Origin of the sequence: Serratia sp. K-E0102, from assembly GCF_029962625.1 — a bacterium.
Lineage (GTDB): Bacteria > Pseudomonadota > Gammaproteobacteria > Enterobacterales > Enterobacteriaceae > Serratia > Serratia sarumanii.
Window position 1 is genome coordinate 907,370 of sequence record NZ_CP124754.1, and the last position, 19,660, is coordinate 927,029.

Annotated in this window: 19 protein-coding genes and 1 pseudogene; 10 read left to right on the top strand and 10 right to left on the bottom strand. The window is 60.9% G+C overall.

Going from position 1 to position 19,660, the window contains the following annotated elements:
• Nucleotides 1-4: 4 nt before the first annotated feature.
• From SSARUM2_RS04170 to SSARUM2_RS04190, 5 genes and pseudogenes are all read right to left on the bottom strand, one after another.
• Nucleotides 5-1,180, bottom strand: coding sequence for a hypothetical protein (locus SSARUM2_RS04170; RefSeq protein WP_049235144.1), 1,176 nt, complete (start codon nt 1,178-1,180; stop codon nt 5-7).
• Nucleotides 1,177-2,463 carry a hypothetical protein gene (locus SSARUM2_RS04175; protein WP_049235145.1) on the bottom strand — a complete coding sequence of 429 codons (1,287 nt, stop codon included), beginning with the start codon at nt 2,461-2,463 and terminating at the stop codon, nt 1,177-1,179. The genes SSARUM2_RS04170 and SSARUM2_RS04175 overlap by 4 nt, the downstream gene beginning before the upstream one ends.
• 54 nt (nt 2,464-2,517) lie before the next feature.
• Nucleotides 2,518-3,042, bottom strand: coding sequence for a cytochrome b561 (cybB, locus tag SSARUM2_RS04180; protein ID WP_041037876.1), 525 nt, complete (start codon nt 3,040-3,042; stop codon nt 2,518-2,520).
• Nucleotides 3,043-3,320: 278 nt separating this feature from the next.
• Nucleotides 3,321-4,922, bottom strand: a pseudogene (locus tag SSARUM2_RS04185) (ABC transporter substrate-binding protein).
• Between the two features lie 128 nt (nt 4,923-5,050).
• On the bottom strand, nt 5,051-5,431 hold the full coding sequence (locus tag SSARUM2_RS04190; protein ID WP_047569126.1) for a helix-turn-helix domain-containing protein: 381 nt from the start codon (nt 5,429-5,431) through the stop codon (nt 5,051-5,053).
• An 84-nt stretch (nt 5,432-5,515) separates the two neighbouring features.
• Between SSARUM2_RS04190 and SSARUM2_RS04195 the strand changes: the two genes are divergently transcribed.
• Nucleotides 5,516-6,283 carry an NAD(P)H-dependent oxidoreductase gene (locus tag SSARUM2_RS04195; RefSeq protein WP_049235147.1) on the top strand — a complete coding sequence of 256 codons (768 nt, stop codon included), beginning with the start codon at nt 5,516-5,518 and terminating at the stop codon, nt 6,281-6,283.
• Here the strand turns inward: SSARUM2_RS04195 and SSARUM2_RS04200 are convergent.
• Nucleotides 6,280-6,528, bottom strand: a complete 249-nt coding sequence (locus SSARUM2_RS04200) for a hypothetical protein (protein ID WP_019454278.1) — start codon at nt 6,526-6,528, stop codon at nt 6,280-6,282. The two genes, SSARUM2_RS04195 and SSARUM2_RS04200, sit on opposite strands and share 4 nt — an antisense overlap.
• A 193-nt stretch (nt 6,529-6,721) precedes the next feature.
• On the opposite strand from SSARUM2_RS04200, the gene SSARUM2_RS04205 reads away from it, so the two are divergent.
• The 3 genes from SSARUM2_RS04205 (at nt 6,722) to feaR (ending at nt 8,914) form a co-directional block, all read left to right on the top strand.
• Nucleotides 6,722-7,126, top strand: coding sequence for an Exc2 family lipoprotein (locus tag SSARUM2_RS04205; protein WP_049235148.1), 405 nt, complete (start codon nt 6,722-6,724; stop codon nt 7,124-7,126).
• A 107-nt stretch (nt 7,127-7,233) separates the two neighbouring features.
• On the top strand, nt 7,234-7,875 hold the full coding sequence (locus tag SSARUM2_RS04210; protein WP_049196452.1) for a DsbA family protein: 642 nt from the start codon (nt 7,234-7,236) through the stop codon (nt 7,873-7,875).
• A gap of 139 nt (nt 7,876-8,014) precedes the next feature.
• Nucleotides 8,015-8,914 (top strand): transcriptional regulator FeaR, encoded by a 900-nt coding sequence (gene feaR, locus SSARUM2_RS04215; protein ID WP_041033541.1) that lies wholly within the window; start codon nt 8,015-8,017, stop codon nt 8,912-8,914.
• Nucleotides 8,915-8,947: 33 nt separating this feature from the next.
• Here feaR and SSARUM2_RS04220 read toward each other — a convergent pair whose 3' ends face one another.
• Complete coding sequence (locus tag SSARUM2_RS04220) at nt 8,948-10,447, bottom strand: aldehyde dehydrogenase family protein (protein ID WP_049235150.1); 1,500 nt, start codon at nt 10,445-10,447, stop codon at nt 8,948-8,950.
• Nucleotides 10,448-10,606: 159 nt separating this feature from the next.
• Nucleotides 10,607-11,251 carry a leucine efflux protein LeuE gene (gene leuE / locus SSARUM2_RS04225; RefSeq protein WP_019454272.1) on the bottom strand — a complete coding sequence of 215 codons (645 nt, stop codon included), beginning with the start codon at nt 11,249-11,251 and terminating at the stop codon, nt 10,607-10,609.
• A 237-nt stretch (nt 11,252-11,488) separates the two neighbouring features.
• Between leuE and ada the strand changes: the two genes are divergently transcribed.
• Nucleotides 11,489-12,544 carry a bifunctional DNA-binding transcriptional regulator/O6-methylguanine-DNA methyltransferase Ada gene (gene ada, locus SSARUM2_RS04230; RefSeq protein ID WP_060452691.1) on the top strand — a complete coding sequence of 352 codons (1,056 nt, stop codon included), beginning with the start codon at nt 11,489-11,491 and terminating at the stop codon, nt 12,542-12,544.
• Nucleotides 12,541-13,254 carry a 2OG-Fe(II) oxygenase gene (locus SSARUM2_RS04235; RefSeq protein ID WP_060452692.1) on the top strand — a complete coding sequence of 238 codons (714 nt, stop codon included), beginning with the start codon at nt 12,541-12,543 and terminating at the stop codon, nt 13,252-13,254. Before ada ends, SSARUM2_RS04235 begins: the two co-directional genes overlap by 4 nt.
• Here the strand turns inward: SSARUM2_RS04235 and tehB are convergent.
• The gene (gene tehB / locus SSARUM2_RS04240; RefSeq protein ID WP_060452693.1) at nt 13,249-14,112 is read right to left on the bottom strand and encodes an SAM-dependent methyltransferase TehB; all 864 of its coding nucleotides are present in this window, start codon (nt 14,110-14,112) and stop codon (nt 13,249-13,251) included. The genes SSARUM2_RS04235 and tehB overlap by 6 nt on opposite strands.
• A 177-nt stretch (nt 14,113-14,289) precedes the next feature.
• On the opposite strand from tehB, the gene SSARUM2_RS04245 reads away from it, so the two are divergent.
• Nucleotides 14,290-15,393: a DUF1615 domain-containing protein gene (locus tag SSARUM2_RS04245; protein WP_060452694.1), complete on the top strand. Its 1,104-nt coding sequence runs from the start codon at nt 14,290-14,292 to the stop codon at nt 15,391-15,393.
• Between the two features lie 53 nt (nt 15,394-15,446).
• On the opposite strand, the gene SSARUM2_RS04250 is transcribed toward SSARUM2_RS04245, so the two are convergent.
• The gene (locus SSARUM2_RS04250) at nt 15,447-17,126 is read right to left on the bottom strand and encodes a thiamine pyrophosphate-binding protein (protein WP_060452695.1); all 1,680 of its coding nucleotides are present in this window, start codon (nt 17,124-17,126) and stop codon (nt 15,447-15,449) included.
• A gap of 675 nt (nt 17,127-17,801) precedes the next feature.
• Between SSARUM2_RS04250 and SSARUM2_RS04255 the strand changes: the two genes are divergently transcribed.
• The 3 genes from SSARUM2_RS04255 to SSARUM2_RS04265 all read left to right on the top strand — a co-directional run bounded on the left by SSARUM2_RS04255 (nt 17,802) and on the right by SSARUM2_RS04265 (nt 19,644).
• On the top strand, nt 17,802-18,230 hold the full coding sequence (locus SSARUM2_RS04255; protein ID WP_060452696.1) for a universal stress protein: 429 nt from the start codon (nt 17,802-17,804) through the stop codon (nt 18,228-18,230).
• 207 nt (nt 18,231-18,437) lie between these two features.
• On the top strand, nt 18,438-19,028 hold the full coding sequence (gene pagP / locus SSARUM2_RS04260) for a lipid IV(A) palmitoyltransferase PagP (RefSeq protein WP_025301698.1): 591 nt from the start codon (nt 18,438-18,440) through the stop codon (nt 19,026-19,028).
• A gap of 127 nt (nt 19,029-19,155) precedes the next feature.
• The gene (locus SSARUM2_RS04265) at nt 19,156-19,644 is read left to right on the top strand and encodes a DUF2501 domain-containing protein (RefSeq protein ID WP_015376789.1); all 489 of its coding nucleotides are present in this window, start codon (nt 19,156-19,158) and stop codon (nt 19,642-19,644) included.
• The last annotated feature ends 16 nt before the right edge of the window (nt 19,645-19,660 follow it).

Sequence of the window (19,660 nt, forward strand, 5' to 3'; positions counted from 1 at the left end):
ATGTTCACGGCGTGGTGGAACGGTAGCGAACGAAGTAGGGCAGCGCCGGGGGCTCCCCGTCATCGCCATAGTGGCTTTCCGGTTCGATCACGGTTTGGCGTGCGTCGTCGCGCCCGTTGTAGCGGTACTCCAACGGCTGGCGGTAGCGCACGTCGGATGAGCGCAGATCGAAAATCAGCGAAAGGCGGGCATCGCCGTTATCCGTTTGGGTGACCAGCTTGTCGTTGCCTGCCCACAGCTGATACAGCGATTTATCGCCGGTCTCCAGCAGCACCTTCAACTGCCCGTCGGATTGATAACGCAGGAGCTGATACAGCCCTCTTTCCAGCGTCTGTGCGATCAGGTAGATGCCGCCATCCGGGGCCTGCGCGCTTTCCGTCACGCGCACCGTGAGCCAATGCGGTTCGGCCACCTCGCCGGTTTTGCCGTTAACGGCGATGTGCAAGGCGCCGGAGCCGAGCACCGGATTCATCCAGAACAGCACGCGATCGCCGTCAACGGCGGTAAAGATCTCGGGTATGGATTTGCGCTTGCCGGAGGCGTAAGCCGTCGGTGAGTCCTCCTCGCCGCGCTCAAAACCCAGCAGCTGTCGCGCTTCCAACAGCGCCGGCAGATCCAGCGTTTGCCGCCAATGGGCGCCAAAGTCCGGGCTGTAGAATACGCCTTCGGTGCTGATGAGATACAGCGCGCGTTTACCCGGCAGCGCCACCAGTTTGCCGCCGATAAAGGAAGGCCGGTTGTCGTCGCCCTCCGGCCAAGGGATCAGCGCCCCGATGGTGCCCTGTTTCACATCGACCAGCCGGCGCCCCTTGGACAGAAAAAGCACGCACTCCTGCCCGCCGCAAACCGCATCGTGGATAGACTCGTCGAGTTCCCCCAGCATCTGCAATCCCTGCGGGCCGCTGAACAACACCTGGCTGAGATAGTTGGCCGCCCAGCCGTAAAAGCTATTGTAGGCCCCGCGCTCACTCCTTTTGCTGATGAGCAGCAGGGCGCCGTCCTGCGCCGGGTAGCTGTGGATGAGATCGTAATGGGCTATCGTCGGCAATGCTTCGTCGCTCTGGGTCCATTGCCACTGCGCATAGCGTTGTTCTGGGGCGAGGAAATAGACGCCCAGCGCGCTGGCCAAAAACAGCGTCAGGATAATAAGGGGTCTTTTATAAAGCGCTAACGTCATCATTTCAGCTCCGTCACCTGATCCTGCTGCCATAACCTGCGGCGCAGATTGCGCAGGTATTTAAACGTTTTAAACGTGCGGTGCTGGTCAAAAGAGTAAAGGCGGCAGATCTGGGCGAAGCCCTCGATCAACAGCGCGAGGCCGCTGACCATCAGCATCATTAAGAGAAGAATCGGTGGCAATTCGCTGCCGAGACGCTGCAGGGTCCAGGCATCCAGGTAAAAGCCCGCCGGGGTATCGGCGTTATCCGCCACCGCCAGGCCGAGCACAAAGCACGTCACGATCGCGCCGAGAATGAAGACAACGCGCGCGCACAGGTTAAGGCCGGATTCGGTGAAGTAGCGGCGGCCGCCGATGAGGTAAGTCTGGCGATCGCGGTGGTTGATGATCCCACGCACCGTAGGCAACTCGGGGACGGTGTCGTTCTCGCAATACAGCACCTGCAGCGGATCGCCTTTGGCGATGAAAAGCGGATGTTGCCGACGAAATACCGGATGCAGTTTGGTATTGGGGACGTTGAGCGCGCGGGTCGTCAACGCGAAGTGCGTCTCCTTCTGGCGCCACGCATAGGTGTCCAAATACTGCACCTGGCGCGGGATCTCATAGTGGCGGAGTTCGTAGCTCAGGGCGTTGACCGTCTCGATGCCGGAGGCCTCGACGCCGCCGGGGAGGGGGACGTCGGTTTGCTGCGCTGTGGGCACTGACGCGGCGTCTGCACTGACGGCCCGGTATTTGATGCCGGGGATTTTCAGGCTGAGCGATCCGGGCGGCGTGATGTCTTGCCCTTGCAGCACGCGATCCAGCGCCTTGAGCAGGCGCCTGCGGCCGCGATGCCCGATCAGCAGCAGCTCAGAACCGACGAACAGCACCATGCCGATGCCGACAAGGCCGGCGATTACGGCGATAAAGAACAGAACGATGGTCAGCCAGGAATCTTCCCCGTCCATGATGAAAAAGGCTGCCGGAAAACCGCCGGCCAGCGCCGCGCCCAGCACCAGCAGGGCGAAGTATTTCAGCTTGTATTTCAGCGTTCTGTCGGGCTCCAGCCGGCCTTTTGTCTCGTGCAGCAGCCAGTGCAGCCAGTAGCTGCCGTCCTGCAGGCGATGGGCGCCGATCTTCACCCGATCGCCGGCGGCGAGCGTGGCCAGCAGATTTTCGCTGTCGCTGAAGTCGTCACGGTAAAAAAAGAACGTTTGGCCGGCGGCGATGATCCTCACCAGATTGTCCGGCGCCGTCTGTTGGCAGGCACATTGTTCGACGGTCACATTAAAAAATTGGGTTTGCATGTCATTCCCTGTCGGCGGGCGTGGCCCGAAAATTCATCCCTGGCGCCAAATTATTCAGCGCTTTTTCATCAACGGCAGCATGCGCACCAGCGCATTGTCCTTGACGATGTAGTGGTGAAACAGCGCGGCGGCGGCATGCAGGCCGATCAGCCAGTAGCCGAATGACGCCAGCGTTTTGTGCCAGCCGATAATCATCCGCGCCTGCGGCCGATCGGCCACGTCGGCGAACGGCATCGACAGGCCGAACAGATACCACTCCTTGCCGCCCAGATAGCGCGAATACACCCCCAGCACCGGCAGCGTCAACAGCAGCAGGTAAATCAGGGTGTGCGTCAGGTGCGCCAGGCCGGTTTGCCACTTAGGCGGTTTGGGCGCGATGGCGGGCGAAGGGTGGCGCCAGCGCAGGAACAGGCGGGCGATCATCAGCGCAAACACCGTTACGCCGCAGCTGAAGTGGGTGACAACCAGCACGTACCAGGGGGCGCTGCCCGGTTCGGCAAAGCCGCGCAGCTCGATGGTGACGCAGGTGATGACCAGCAGGATCGCCACCAGCCAGTGCAGGCGAATTTGCCACGGCATGTAGGTGTTCTGCACCGGGTTGCCTTTTGATGTTAAAGGGTCTGTGCGCCGATGGTAACGAAATGTTACAGGTGAGGAAAGCGCCCGTGTGCAGTTTAAGCAAAATGCCAGGGGTTAAACCGCTTGTTAAGCTATGAATTTAGTGGGTTAAGTGCCTGGCGGCAGGAGAGGCAGTTAGCATCGTAAGTTGTGAAGCTAATGGACGATAGATTCAGAGGCTGGCAGCTTAATAAGTAGCGAAGCAAATAGCGCCGCAGCCCTCGCCGCGGCGCCCGGGATCAGTTCAATTTGGCCTTGGCGAAATCGCTGCCGTTCACGTCCACCACATAGCCGCTCAGGTTGCTGCGGATGGCGTAGAACACTTTGCCGGTGGCCAGCGGCAGCCACGGCGCCTGTTTGGCGAAGATCACCTGCGCCTGTTGATACAGCTTGGCGCGCGCCTGTGGCTGGTTCTCCAGAATCGCCTGCTGGATCAGCCGGTCATAATCCTTATCGCACCAGCGCGCCACGTTGGCGCCGCTCTGCACCCCGGCGCAGCCGAGCAGGGTGGCGAAGTTGTCCGGGTCGCCGTTGTCCGACACCCAACCGTACAGCGCGCTCTGCTGCTCGCCTTTGCGCAGCCCGGCCAGATACTGGCCCCACTCCCAGGTGACGATCTTGGCCTTCACGCCCACCTTCGCCCAGTCGCTCTGGATCATCTCGGCGATGCGCTTCGAGTTCGGATTGTAGGGGCGCTGCACCGGCATCGACCAGATATCGGTCTCAAAGCCCTGCTCCAGCCCGGCCTGCTTCAGCAGCTCGCGCGCCTTCTGCGGATCGTAGGCGTATTCCGGCAGTTGATCGTTGTAGCCCAGCATGCCCGGCGGCAGCAGCGAGTTGGCCGGCGTGCCGCTGTCTTTGAACACCGCGGCGACGATCGCTTTCTTGTCCACCGCATAGCTCAGCGCCTGGCGCACCAGCAGGTTGTCGAACGGTTTTTTCTGGGTGTTGAACGCCAGATAGCCGACGTTCAGCCCGGTGATGTCGTGCAGCTACAGGTTGCCGTCGGCCTTGATGGCGGCGAACTGTTCCGGCAGCGGCGCGGGGATGATCTGGCATTCGTTGGTTTTCAGCTTGGCCAGCCGGGTTTGCGGATCCGGCGTAATCGAGAAGATCAGGTGCTTGCTGGCCACTTCGCCCTGCCAGTAGTGCGGATTGGCGATGTAGCGGATCAGCGAATCCTGTTTGTACTGCTGCAGCGCGAACGGCCCGGTGCCGATCGGCCAGTTGTCGACGTATTCCGGCGTGCCCTTTTTCAGCATGGCGTCGGCGTATTCGGCGGACAGGATCGAGGCGAAATCCATCGCCCAGTCGGCGACGAAGGCGGCGTTGGGCTGGCTCAGCGTGAAGCGCACGTGATGCTCGTCCACCGCCTCCACCTTGGCGATCAGCTTGTCCAGGCCCATGTCGGTGAAGTATTCATAGTTGCCGCCGGAGACCTTGTGATACGGATTAGCGGGGTCTTTCTGCCGCATCACGGTGAACACCACGTCTTCGGCGTTGAAGTCGCGCGTTGGGGTGAAGTATTTGTTGCTGTTGAATTTCACGCCCTGGCGCAGGGTAAAGGTGTAGATCTTGCCGTCCGGGCTGACGCTCCACTCGGTGGCCAGCGAAGGGGCGGGGGTTTTATCGCTTTCGCGCAGCGTCACCAAGCGGTTGTATAGCACCTGCGAGGTGGCGATAAAGGTCGGCCCGGAGCTGGCGAGCTGCGGGTTGAACGATTCCGGCGAGGCGACGGTGCAGTACACCAGCGCATCGGAAGCGGCCAGCGCGCCGCCCGCCGACAGCAGGCCGCAGCCGGCCAGCACCAATCCGGCGATAGGGTGTTTTAAAAACGTCAAGGCAAGATCCTCAGGTGGAGTGGGCCGTTAGCGGCGAATTGATTTAACTATAGATAACGGATGGCGCGACGGGGAACAAGCGTCTCAGCTGCGCATTCTGTGCGCCCCGCGTTGCCAGGCAAACCGCTTTAATCGGCCGCGCGCTTGCGGTCTGCATCATAGCGCTCGCGGGCGGCGTCCAACTCGGGGAAATGGTATTCTGCCCATCGGTCGAGCGCCGTCAGCGTCTCGACCAGCGAACAGGCGACGGCGCTGAGCCGGTATTCCACATGCGCCTGATTCCTTTCACTTAAATCCAAGCGTTCGAGCAGCCCGTTGCGTTCCAACTGGCGCAGCGTTTGCGTCAGCACCTTCTGTGAAATGCCGTCGATGCGGCGCAGCAGTTCGCCGTTGCGCATCGGCCGCTGCGCCAGCGCGGGCAGGATCAGCATCACCCACTTGCCGGAAATCAGCGCCAGCGCATCGCGCGCGGAGCATTTACTCGAATAGACGTCGCCGGGATAGGCCATGGGGGGTTACCTTCAGGTGCGTAATTGCCAAGGGTGCGATAAAGCCACAGCATAGCAGCACCACCTTACAGCGGGAGACACAGGATGAACGTGCTGATTGTGCTGGCTCACCCCGAGCCGCATTCTTTCAATGCCCATTTGGCCGAACAGGCGCGGCAGGCCTGGCTGGCGCAGGGGCACCAAATGAAGACGGTTGATCTGTATCAGGAGGGGTTTGATCCGCGTGAAGGCGCAGACCATTACCCCAGCAGAAAGCAGGCGGACAGATTTGATGCGATGCAGGAGCAGCGCCATCACTGGACGACTCAGGCGCTGCCGGCGGAGATCCGGCGGCATATCGAGCTGCTGCGCTGGGCGGACACGCTGGTGCTGCAGTTCCCTTTCTGGTGGTTCGGCGCGCCGGCCATCCTCAAGGGCTGGATGGATCGGGTGTTCGTTTACGGCGGGATCTACGACAGTCGCCACCGCCATGAAAACGGCGTGATGCGCGGCAAACGGGCGCTGCTGACCGTCACCGCCGGCGCCTCCGCTCAGGCCTGCGCGCCGAACGGGCGCGACGGCGATATGCGGCTGATGCTGTGGCCGATCATGCATGCGCTGCACTATATCGGCTTTAGCGTGCTGGAGCCGTTCCTGGTTTATGGCGTGCGCGGCGGGTTGACGGGCGAGGCGCTGCAGGCGCAGAACGCCGCTTTGGCGCAGGTGACGCAGGCGTATCGGGCTGGCTTAGGCGATCTTGCCGCCTGGCCGGCGGTGCGGTTCAACCGCAATGACGATTTTGACGCCGATCTGGCGCTGAAGCCCGGTGCGCCGGTCTATAGCCCGTTCGTGCGCCACCGCGATCCGGTTTAGAAACCGGCCTTCAGCAGTTCCTCGCGCAGGTCGTCGATAATCGCCGGTTCGATGTCGGGGAACTGCTGCTGAATATCGGCGATGGCTTCGGCCACGCTCGGGCCGGCAAAGGTGCCGGAGAAGGGCAGCAGCGGCAGATTGGCGTCGCTGTCCGGCAGTTCGCCGCGGATAGTGCCGGTGATCATGCCCGCTTTTTTTTCCGCCGTGAGGTCGTACTCCCCCACGTTTTTGTCGATCGGTTTCATTGGCCGCCTCGCTGTCGGTGAGTGTTTACCCTGTTCGGTTAAAGCATAGTGTTTCAGGCAATGAATACCAATCAATGTATATAATATTAATATAAAACAATGTGATGCGTATTTTGTCGTTTGACGTTTACCGGGGGCCGGCGCTATGCTCTTGGCGCTAAAGGAACCTTCCTCACTGACAGGGACAGACGACATGAAAAGACTGAAAAGCACGGCGCTGTTGTTGCCGCTGTTGGCGCTCTGCGCCTGCACCCACCACCTCAGCAGCGCGGAGCGGCATGCGAAGCACTACGTTTATCAAACGCGCGACGACTTCGACCCGCAATTCCGCACCGATGTGAACGGCAGCATTAAAAACGCCGTGCCGATGTTCGAACAGTTCTACCAGCAGGGGAAAAAGGATCGCGCGGCGGGCGTGGCGCGCAGCGAGGCGCAGAAAAAGGCCGATTATCTGGCCAGCCCGGAATTCCAGCAGAACATGGAACACAAAACCATTTTCATCAATCGCGCCTACAGCGGCTCCGACAATCCTAAACGCCGTCAGGTGCTGTCGCAGGAAGCGGTGGGCGCCTACTGGGACGGTTACGAAGGCCGCTGACTGAATCCCACATAAACAGAAGGTAATAAAAACTGGCCTTCTGCCGGTTATTTGATTATAAAAACCGCCGCTAAGGACGATGTTCATAATCGAAACCAGGAGTGTTTATGTTGGCAAACGTTAAGCGTTCGTTCGCCGCCGCCGTCGTATTGATGTTGGCGCTGCCCGCGGTTCAGGCCGCGGATTACCGTGCGGGCGAGCAATACACCCGGCTGGATAAGCCGGTAGCCGCCGCGCCTGCGGTGGTGGAGTTCTTCTCCTTCTACTGCGGCCCTTGCTATCAGTTCGCCGAGACCTACCGGGTAGGCAGCACCGTGGCGCAGGCGCTGCCCGCCGGCGAAAAAGTCACCAGGTATCACGTCAGCCTGATGGGCAAATTGGGCAATGAGCTGACCGAAGCCTGGGCGGTGGCGACGGTGCTGGGCGTGGAAGACAAGATTGAAGGGGCGATGTTCGACGCGGTGCAGAAACAGCGCGCCGTCAATAGCGCCGAAGATATTCAGCGGGTGTTCACGGCGGCCGGCATCGATGCCGCCACCTATGAAAACGCGCGCCACAGCCTGCTGGTCAAAGGGTTGATCGCCAAGCAGAACGAAGCGGTGAAGGCGTTCGAGGTGCGCGGCACCCCGTCGTTCTACGTAGCCGGCAAATACAAGATAGACAATGCCGGCATGGCCAGCACCAGCGTTGAAGGCTACGCCAAAGAGTACGCGGCGGTGGTGCGGCATCTGTTGGATACGCAGCCTTAAGGCGATTCCTCCTCCGGCGCCCGATGATCTGTGATCGCGGCGCCAAATCCCCGGCTCGCCATTGATTGTGTGTTAACGGATTGTTATGGTGGTTTTCTGTTCAACGGCGCAGCACCGCTGCTGTTTGAAGGGAGAGATCATGACGGCATTGGCAACGCTCCGGGACGTCGGCTTCGAAGAGTGGCTGGGGAAAATCAACACCGCCTGCGGCAGATTCTGCGCAAAAACGCTGGGGCCGGGCTTCAGCGGGGCGATGCAGGAATTCCGCGCCCATGCGCTGCGCCTGAGCGTGGTCGACGTGTCTCAAGCCCGGCTGTACCGCACGCCGCGCGAGATCGCCCGCAGCGACGGCGCGCACTTTTTCACCGTCTTCCAGCTGCGCGGCAGCGCGTTGATGGAGCAGGGCGAGAGCCAGACGGTGCTCTCTCCCGGCGACATCACGCTGATCGACGCCTCACGGCCCAGCAGCTTCACCTTCCAGCGCGATTCACGCCAAATCTCCCTGTTGTTGCCGCGCGGCTGCCTGCCGGTGCCGCCGCCTTGCGCCCAGCGTCTCGGGGCAGAGCTCAGCGCGGTGCGCCTCAGCCGCCAACTGGTGCTGAGCAGCATGCAGGATCCTCAGCTTGCCGCGGCGGAAAGCGAGGCGGTGCTGAATGCGCTGGCGGCGCTGCTGCGCCCGGCGCTGGCGCTCGAACAGGCGCGCCCGGAGGGGCAACAGCCGGTTTTCGACAAGGCGCTGGCGTTGATCGACAGGCATATTCAGTCGCCGCAGCTGCGCCCGGAATGGGTGGCGGCCGAGTTGGGGGTGTCGCTGCGCAGCCTGTATCGGCTGTTCGCCCGTCAGGGGCTGGTGGTGGCGCAGTACATCAGGAACCGCCGGCTGGATCTGTGCGCGCAGGCGCTGCGCAGCGCCGCCGGGCAGGAGAAGCTGGCCGGAGTCGGCCTCGACTGGGGGTTTGCCGATCACAGCCATTTCTCGACCGCTTTCAAGCAGCGTTTCGGCATGTCGCCGAGCGAGTACCGTCGGCAGTATCAGTAAGCCAGGGCGCGGGGCGGGCCCGCGCCGCTTCACTCAATAGCGGACGCAGACCGATTTCGACTCGGTGTAAGCGTCCAGCCAATCCGGGCCGAAATCACGGCCGCTGCCCGACTGTTTGAACCCGCCGAACGGCATGTTAGGGTCGATCAGCGTATGGGTGTTGACCCACACGGTGCCGGCCTGAATGCGCGGCGTCAGCGCCATTGCCTGCTGCAGGCTGGTGGTCCACAGGCTGGCAGTCAGCCCGAAGTCGGTGTCGTTGGCCTTGCTCAGTGCCTCCTCGGCGCTCGCCACCCGAATCAGGTTGACCACCGGGCCGAACACTTCTTCACGCGTCAGGTTCAGCCTGTCGTCCGGGTTGATCACCAGCGTCGGCGGAATGTAGAAGCCGTTGGCATCCGGCCCGGCCGCGCCGCCGATAAGCTCGGCGTTTTTCGCCCGGGCGTCGTCCAGGTAGGCCGCCACCTTGTCGCGGTGCGCGAGCGACACCAGCGGGTTGATTTGCGCGCCGGTATCCATCCCCGGCCCGACCGACAGCGATTTCACCGCCTGTTCGAAACCTGCCACCAGCTGGTCATAAATCGGCGCTTCAATATAAATTCGCGAGCTGGCGGCGCACACCTGCCCCTGATTGAGGAAGCTGCCGAGCATCAGGCCTTCGATCACCTGCTGCGGATCGGCATCTTTCAGCACGATGGCCGGGTTTTTGCCGCCCAGCTCCAGCGTCACGCGGGTCAGGCGATCCGCCGCCGCGCGCGCGATGCTTTTGCCCACCGGCGTGGAGCCGGTAAAGCTGACTTTGGCGATCAGCGGATGTTCGGTCAGCGCCTTGCCGCACACGGTGCCGCGGCCGGTGACCACGTTGAACACGCCCGGCGGCACGCCGGCTTCGCTCGCCAGTTCGGCGATGCGCAGCAGGGTGAGCGGGGTGGTTTCCGACGGCTTGATGACGATGGAGCAGCCCGCCGCCAGCGCCGGCATCACTTTCCACATGCCGATCATCAGCGGGAAGTTCCAGGGCACGATGCCGGCGACCACGCCGATCGGCTCTTTACGGGTATAAACCTGATATTTAGCGCCCGGCGGCATCGGAATGGAGACGTCCAGCGTCTGGCCGGTGATTTTGGTCGCCAGCCCGGCGGTGTAGCGCATCCAGTTCAGGGTGCTGCCGACTTCGAAAGCGCGGGCGATGTTGATGGATTTGCCCTGCTCCAGGGTTTCCAGCTGCGCCAGCTCCTCGGCGTGCTGCTCCACCAGATCGGCGAAGCGCAGCAGGATGCGTTCTCGTTCTACCGGCAGACGCTGCGCCCAGACGCCTTCGCTGAAGGCTTTGTGGGCGGACTGCACCGCCAGCGCGACGTCGTGTTCGTTGGCGTCGGCGGTGGTGGCGATCTGCTGCCCATTGGCGGGGTTATACACCGCCAGGCGGCCTTCCGCGGCGGACGCGCGCCACTGGCCGTCGATATACAGCCCATGCTGACGATCGAGAAAACGCGACACGCTATCCAGCACGGCTACGGTATTGTCAGACATACATCCTCCGATCAGGCTCATCAGGTTATCGTTAACCCTGCAAGTCTAGATCAGCGGGAAAGCGGCGGCTTTGGTCTGCCTGACATTCGGTTTGCCCTGCGTGTCATTTTGCCGTGACGGAAGGGTAAACCGCGGCCGGCGGGCGCCGGCCGGGAGGGATCACGAGCTCAGGGTTGCCAGACGGGTGGCGAAACCGAGGAACAGCAGGCCGATCAGGCCGTTGCCGAGCTTCGCCAGGCCTTTCTTGTGGTTGAAGAAATGCGCCAGCATCGCGCCGGAGAAGATCAGCGTGCTCATGTAGATAAAGCTGACGGCTTCGAGGATCAGCGCCAGAATGGTGAACGACAGCCCGGTGTGCGCGTAGTTGAAGTCGATGAACTGCACGAAGAACGACACGTAAAACAAGATAGCTTTCGGGTTGGTCAGGCTCAGCGTCAGCGATTTGCGCAGAATGCTGTGGCCGCCTTCAATCTGCTGCTGTTGCGCCTGCGCCTGCGCCTTCTGCACGAAGGTGGCGTAGAGGATTTTTGCGCCGAGGAACAGCAGGTAAATCGCGCCGAGAAAACGCACCAGGGTAAACAGGAACGGCGTGGTGCGGATCAGCGAAGCCACGCCGATATAGGCGCAGAAGATCAGGATCGCATCGCCGATGAACACGCCGAGCGCCGCGGTGTAGCCGGCGCGCACGCCGCGCGATACGCCGGTTTTCAGTACGTACAGCGTATTCGGCCCCGGCAGAATGATAATGAAGACCACCCCGGCCAAATAGGTCCATAAATTCAGGACGCCAAAACTCTCTAACACAATAACCTCTCCATGCGCGCAACTAACAGGCAAAAACACTGGCCACGCCCGTGACCGGCCGCGATCCTAACGCTGTGCAACCGGGTTGGCAACGTAATAAACTTCATGTTGTTGGTTAAAAATTGTCGAAACATTGTCGAAAACGTCGGCGCCGAATTAAAAAGCAAGAGCCGACGTGTTTCGCCAACGGCCCGTCACTATGCTGGTTAACATCGAAACCGCAGTGAGGAACGGATGATGAAAAACGTAATCGACAGCGCCGACCCGCGCTGGCTGGCGATCGTCAGCCGCGATAAACACGCCGACGGCCGCTTTATCTATGCGGTGAAAACCACCGGCGTGTATTGCTCGCCTTCTTGCCCGTCACGCCAGCCGAATCGGCAAAACGTGGAACTGTTCGACGATGCCGAGCAGGCGGAGGCGGCGGGTTATCGGCCCTGCAAACGCTGCCGCCAGGGGCTGACGCCGTTGACCGAGCAGCATGCGCGGCAGATAGCCGAGGCCTGCCGCTATATCGAACGGGCGGAGAAAGCGCCGTCGCTGCAGACGCTGGCGCGTCACGTCGGGTTGAGCCAATACCATTTCCACCGGCTGTTCAAAGCGATCACCGGCCTGACGCCGAAAGGCTATGCCGACGCGCAGCGCAGCCAGCGCTTGCGCACCGGTCTGACGCAGCAGGAGACGGTGACCGACGCGATCTTCGACGCCGGCTATGGCGCCAATGGCCGCTTCTACCAGCAAGCCAACGCCGCGCTGGGCATGACGCCGAAGGCTTACCGGGCGGGCGGCAAAGGCATGCGCATCCATTTCGCCGTCGGGCGCTGTTCGCTGGGCGAGATCCTGGCGGCACAAAGCGAGGTGGGCATCTGCGCCATTCTGCTGGGGGACGATGCGCAGCGGTTGGTGCAGGATCTGCAGGACAAATTTCCCAATGCCGAGCTGATCGGCGGCGACGCGCAGTATGAAGCGCTGATGGCGCAGGTGGTGGGGTTGATTGAAGCGCCGGAGAACGGGTTGGCGCTGCCGCTGGATATTCGCGGCACCGCGTTTCAACAGCGGGTCTGGCAAGCGCTGCAGACGATACCGGTCGGTGAAACCGTCAGCTATGCCGACATCGCCCGGCGCATCGGCGCGCCCAAAGCGGTGCGCGCGGTGGCCGGCGCCTGCGCCGCCAACGTGCTGGCGGTGGCGATCCCCTGTCACCGGGTGGTGCGCAACGACGGCGCTTTGTCCGGCTATCGTTGGGGCGTCGAGCGCAAGAAAGCCTTGCTGGAAAAAGAGGCGCAGCGATGAGCGGCCCGCTGGCGGCGCGGCTGGCCGAATTGGACTGGGCGGCGATTGAACGCGAACTCGATGCGCAGGGCTGTGCGCGGTTGCCTGGCGTACTCAGCCAAGACCTGTGCCGCGAGCTTTCGGCGCTTTACCCGCACGATGCGCACTTCCGCAGCCGCATCGTGATGGCGCAGCACGGTTTTGGCCGCGGCGAGTACCGGTATTTCGCCTATCCGCTGCCGCTTCCGGTGGCCGAGGCGCGCAGCCTGATGTATGCGCGGCTGGCGCCGGTAGCCAACCGCTGGAATACCTTATTGGGCCTGGCGGCGCGCTATCCCGCCGAACACGAAGCCTACCTGGCCGAATGCCACCGGGCCGGCCAACGGCGGCCGACGCCGCTGCTGTTGCGTTACGAAGCGGGGGATTACAACTGCCTGCATCAGGATCTGTACGGCGAGCGGGTGTTTCCGCTGCAAGTGGCGTTTTTGCTCTCCGCCCCCGAACGGGATTTCACCGGCGGCGAATTCGTGTTGACCGAACAGCGGCCGCGGATGCAGAGCCGGCCGGAGGTGGTGCCGCTACAGCAGGGCGACGCGGTAGTGTTCGCCGTGCATCATCGCCCGATGGCGGGGGCTAAAGGCTATTATCGGGTCAATCTGCGCCACGGCGTCAGCCGGGTACGTTCCGGCCAACGCCACACGCTGGGGGTGATCTTTCACGACGCGCTATAGCTTGCGCGCCAGCAGGGTGGCGAAGCGCAGCGAGATACGGTTGCCGGCGGCGTCGGTCTTGTGCAACTGGCCGACGTCCTCGTTGTATTTGAGGATCTCCCAGTCGCGATAATAATGCTTCAGCTCACCCGGGCTGAAGGTAAACGGAAACGGCAGCGGGCAGGGATAATCCTCGGTATCCATCGCCGCCACGATCAGGTTATGGCCACCGCGAACGGTGCTGTCCTGCATGTTTTGCACGATAGGCAGAATTTGCTGGCGTTCGAGAAACATCATCACCACGGTGGACAGGATGAAGTCGTATTCGCCGCTGAAGCGGTGGGTATTGAGATCCTGCACTCCGGCGCTCAGGCGGGTCAGCTGCTCGGCGTCGATGATCTGATTGAGGCGGTCTATCGACGGCGCGTGCTTGTCCCAGGCGGTGACGTCGAAACCCTTCAGATTGAGATAGAGCGAATTGCGGCCGCCGCCGCAGCCCAGATCCAGCGCCTTGCCCGGCGCGATGCGCGCCGCCGCCTCGATCACTTCGGAGTGGGGGCGCGTCAGTTCGTATTTCTTGTGGTAGTAATCTTCCGCCGTGCAGTAAAACGCCAGCCGGCAGGTCATGTCGTCCGAGAAGGAAACGATGCGATGCCACTGCTGCGGTGCGATAAACGGCGGCTGGCTTTCGGGGCTGAACTGCCAGGTCTCGGTGGTGGCGCCGTCCTCGGTCATCATGGCGAACGTCAGGCTGCCGCTTAGCACGGTGAGCTTCGCCCAGGTGCCGCTCTGGGTGTTGTGGCGCTGGCGGAAGGCCTCCGGCAGCGTGTCGCTGTTCCATTCCGGCAGGGTTTTATAGCAAAGCAGCTGCTGCTCCATAAGGGGCTCCTCTGGCTGGGCAAGCAAAGTGATTTATATGATGTATATAAAATACATCTTTATCGGGCGTTTGAACATAGCGGCCTGACGGAAAGGCGTGGCATATCTTTATACTGGATTGTGCGCGGCGGCTGGGCTAATTTCAGTGCTGTTCATGTCATCACGTTCAGGGAAAAGATGCCGATACCTCGTTTATTCCACCCGATATCCTTCCGTTTGCTGAGCCTGGCCGCGCTGCTGGCGCTGGCGGGCTGTACCAGCAAAACCACTACCACGGCGCCGACGGCGCGCCCCGCCGATGTCAAAGCCCGGCTGCTGACGCTGATCCCGGCCAACGCCGGCGATCGTCAGGGCTGGGCCACCGATATTACCGCCGCCTTCGCCGCGCAGGGCATCGAGCCGAGCGATGAGAACCTGTGTTCGGTGCTTGCGGTGACCGAACAGGAGTCGACGTTCCGGGCTAACCCGCAGGTGCCGGGGCTGCCGAAGATCGCCTGGAAGGAGATCGACCGCCGCGCCGATCAGATGCATATCCCGAACTTTTTGGTGCATACCGCGTTGAAGATCTCGTCGTCGAACGGCCAGAGCTACAGCGAGCGGCTGGATAAGGTGCGCACCGAGAAGGATCTGAGCGATATCTTCGATGACATGATCGACCGCGTGCCGATGGGGCAGAAGCTGTTCGGCCATTTAAACCCGGTACATACCGGTGGCCCGATGCAGGTGAGCATCGCCTTCGCCGAGGCGCACGCCAAAGGGTACCCTTATCCGGTCGACGGCTCGATTCGCCGCGAAGTTTTCAGCCGGCGCGGCGGTATGTACTTCGGCATTATGCATTTGCTGGGATATCCGGCCGATTACAGCCGGCCGATTTATCGCTTTGCCGACTTCAACGCCGGCTGGTACGCCAGCCGCAACGCGGCGTTCCAAAACGCGGTCAGCCGGGCGAGCGCCATTCCGCTGGCGCTGGACGGCGATCTTATCGACTTCGGCAGCGACAAGCCCGGCTCGACCGAGCTGGCGGTGCGCACGCTCGGCAAGCGCCTGAATATGAGCGACAGCGCCATTCGCCGGGCGCTCGAGAAAGGCGAGACGGCCGGCTTTGCCGACACCGATCTGTATAAGAAGGTCTTTGCGCTGGCGGGCGGCAAGCTGCCGCGCGAGATGCTACCGGGCATCCAGCTGGAAAGCCCGAAAATCACCCGCAAGCTGACCACCGCCTGGTTCGCCAAACGGGTGGATGAACGCCGCCAGCGCTGTATGGCGCGCGCTGGCGGATAACGACATAAAAAAACGCCGCCGGTGACATGAACCACCGGCGGCGCGATCGCGCATCAGGCGCTGCGGCGCGGGTTGGTCAGGCCGAAGTTAAAGCTGTTGCAGCGGTTGCAGAACTCTTTCATCACCGGCGGCGTGTCCATCATCGGCACTTTCACCTCGATAAACGCCAGCCGATCCTGCCGCGAGGCGTGTTCCAGGGCCATTTCCAGCTGTTGCGTGGTTTCCACCGCCACGCTGAACGGCTGCGCCTGGGTATTCAATACCGCCGGCAGTTTGGCGTAGTCCCACGGGCCGATGTCGTTGTAGGACGAGTTTTCGCCGAGGATATACCGCTCGATGGTGTAACCGTCGTTGTTGATCAGGAAGATGATCGGCTTTTGCTCGCAGCGCAGCAGGGTAGACACTTCCTGCGCGGTGAGCTGGAAGGAGCCGTCGCCGATGAACAGCAGGTGACGGCGCTCAGGCGCCGCCATCAGGGTGCCGAGCAGCGCCGGCAGGGTATAGCCGATCGAACCCCAGATCGGTTGGTTGACCACCTTGACACCGCCGGGCATGCGCATGCCGCCGATGGCGGCGCCCGAGGTGCCGTTTTCCACCACCACCACGTCATCTGCCCGGATAAATCGCTGGATCCGTTGCCACAGATAGGCCTGGTCGATGGGGGCGTCGCTCGGCGTCGCCAGCTTTTCACGCGGATCGGGCAGCGGCGCCAGGGGCTGTACCGGCGCGTCTTCGCTCAGATCCAGCAGCGCCTGCAGCAGATCCGCCGTCGCCACCGCCGGGTAGGAGGTGTTGTCCAGCTTCAGCGAGAACGGCTGGATATCCACCTGAGCGGCGGCGGGAATTTGCTGCGAGAAATAGCCGGTGGTGGAGTCGACCAGACGCACGCCGAAGCTCAGCACGCAGTCCGAGTGCGCCATGCGTTCATACAGTTCGGGGCGCGACAGGTTGCCGCTGTAGCCGCCCATCCAACCGGCGGTATCTTCCGGAATGATGCATTTGGCGGTCGGCATATTGGTCAGCGGAATGGCAAAGCGGTCAGCGACTTCGATCACCAACCGCTGCAGCTGATAGCGATCCACCATTTGGTCGACCAACATGATCGGGCGCTGCGCGCGTTTTATTTTGGTTAACAGCGCCATCGCCGCTAATTGCACATTATATTTATCGCTGGCCGGCAACTGCGGCGCCGCTGTGGCTGCGGTGATTTCAATTTCGACGTCGCAAATATCGGAAGGCAGCTGTAAATACACCGGTTTCTTCTCTATCCAGGCGCGGGAAATAACGCGCGGAATTTCCTGCGCGGCATTTTCCGGCGTAATCAAGGCTTGAGCAACGGTGAATTGTTTAAAACAGTTCATGACGTTGTCGAAATTGCCGTCGCCCAGAGTATGGTGCAATAGCTGATGATTCTTCATCGCGTGCAGCGGCGGCGTGCCGGCGATGCAGACCACCGGCGAGGATTCGGCATAGGCTCCGGCGATGCCGGACAGCGCGGCCAGATCGCCGACGCCGTAGGTGACGATCAGCGCGCCGGCGCCCTTCATTCGGGCATAGCCGTCGGCGGCGTAGGCGGCGTTCAATTCATTGCAGTTGCCGATAAACGCCAGCCGGTCATCGCTTTCCAGCAGCTCCAGCAGGCTGAGGTTATAGTCGCCGGGCACGCCGTAAATACGATCGACGTTCAGGGCGTGAAGCTGTTGCAGAATGAATGACCCGATAGTTATTTTCATTGATTGCTCCGGATTATTTATCTTTATTTTGTCAGGCGAAAATCAGCAAAAATAAATTGCTGGCGATGTTGTGTCGTTAGCATTAACAGTTATTTAAAGCGCCGGCTTGTTCAAGAGACGGTGGGCACGCGGTAAATAGACGGTTTGTATTCGGCGCTTTACGCGATTGGGAAATACATAAAAAGTAGGGTTATCGTGTATTGGGAGGTGGCGGTATTTTTCATTGGCGGTATATCGACAGCAAAGTGGCGGCGCATTGGCATTTATCATGACGCAGGGGGAGTTTACCGGTACTTTTGACGCCGCGTTAAATCCTGCCTGGCGGTACCCGGCAGTTAGCCTGGAAAAGAAAAGCCGACGCTGACGTGAAGGGGGATTTTGGTGATCCGCCGCACGCTTATTTCATGAAACCATTGTGCAACTATTAAAAAACAAAAAATTAACAACAATCGGTTTTTGTTCGCCCATTTTCGTCAGCTTTGCTTTACGGGGGCTGCAGTGCGCGCCACGTCGGGCCGGCGTTAAAATACGCCGTTGCGGGCGCTAATATAACGTGGTGGCCATCACATTCCGTGGGAAGTGATACGTAAACTTTTCTCCACGTGCGCGAAGATGGCGTATACCTACCAAAGAGGGTAGTGCCCCAGTGGCACTGACCGACGGGGGGAAAGAGCGATGAAAAGCTATCGGCATATTCTGGTACTGATTCACGATGAGCGCGATGGGCTGCCGTTGCTGCGTCAAACGGTGGCGATGGTGCGCGGGCGGCCGATCGCCATCACCGTCGGCCACCTTAACGCCGACTATGCGGAGTTGGAGTACGGCAGCGATGCGCTGGTCAAAGATCGCCAGGCGCAGGAGGTGATCGCCGCCAAGGCGATGTTGAGCCGGTTGGTGAGCGCCGTCGATGCGCCGGTTGCGGTCAAGGAAATTGTCACCATCCGGCGCTTTAAGGACGTCAACGATTTCATTCATCAGGCCGGCATCGATCTGGTGGTGGTCGGGCACCAAAACCGCCTGTTCGGCCTCTATTCCTCATATTCTCTGGAATTTGTGAACCGTCTCGATGTCGATGTGTTGGTCAAGCATCTTGCCTGCGAGTAGCGTGCGACAAAGCGGACTTTTCCCACGGTTTTGCCGCCTTAAAGGCGATAGCATGCGGATATCAGTACAGTTTGTCATGAATTATTGGGCATTTTCCGGCGCTAAACTTAACCAAAGCACAACGGGCGTTGGATAAATTAGATACAGCTTGATCTTGCCTGGGCTATCGGTAAAAATCTGCGGCCGTATTTTTACAGGAGCTTTACGATGTTTCTCAAACGGACTCTTTTGGCATGTTCTCTGGCGTTGATATTTCCTGCACTGCCTTCTTACGCTGAGGTTGGTACAGAAAGTGGCAATACCGCGCAGGCTGAAAAACCGGGTCTATGGCAGCGTTTTACCGATAACGTGGCGGAGACCTGGAACAACTCGCCTAACCACGATCTCTATATCCCGGCCATTACCTGGCACAACCGTTGGACTTATGATGATGAACATATCGATAAGTACAACGAGCGCCCGTGGGGGGCCGGTTACGGTATCTCCCGCTACGACAGCGACGGTGACTGGCACGGCATCTACATCATGGCGTTCAAGGACTCCTTCAACAAGTGGGAGCCGATCGGCGGCTACGCCTACGAGAAGATCTGGCGCCCGCTGGATGACAAGGATTTCCGCCTGGGGCTGGGCTTCACCGCCAGCGTCACCGCGCGTGACAACTGGAAATACATTCCTATCCCGGCACCGTTGCCGCTGGCCTCTATCGGCTATCAGCGGCTGACGTTCCAGGCGACCTACATTCCCGGTACCTATAACAACGGCAACGTGTTCTTCGCCTGGCTGCGCTGGCAGTTCTAAATTTCCTGAATTCCGAAAAACGGCGCGGCGGTGAGATAAAAGGAACTTGTCGCCGCCGGCGGCGTCGGAAAGGGTATCCCGGCGCGCTGCGCCGATTGCATGCCGTTATTACAGGAGTTTCACCACTATGATCACCAAACATCGTTTACTGCTGGCTTTGGCGCTGTCCGCTACCCTGGCCAGCGGCGCTACCCAGGCCGCCGGGCTGATGGATTCCCTCAGCAGCGCGGCGGGCGAACTGAGCAAGTCGGGCGGCGACAGCAGCGGCGGCATGTCGCTCTCCTCGTTGACCGGCCTGCTGAACGGTGGCGACAAGGCGTTGAGCTCCAGCAGCATGACCAATGCCGCCGGCATCCTGCAGTACTGCGTGAAAAACAACGTGCTGTCGGCTAACGGCGCCGAAGGGGTGAAAGATCAGCTGCTCAGCAAGCTGGGCATCACCAGCACCGAAAACGCCAAGAGCCAGGATTATCAGCAGGGCCTGGGCGGCTTGCTGCAGACCGGCGAAGGCAAGAGCCTGGATCTGAACAGCCTGGGCACCTCGCAGATCACCGAGAAGGTGAAGCAAAAAGCCTGCGATCTGGTGCTGAAACAGGGCAAATCCTTTATTTCATGATAAGCGAACGGCGGAG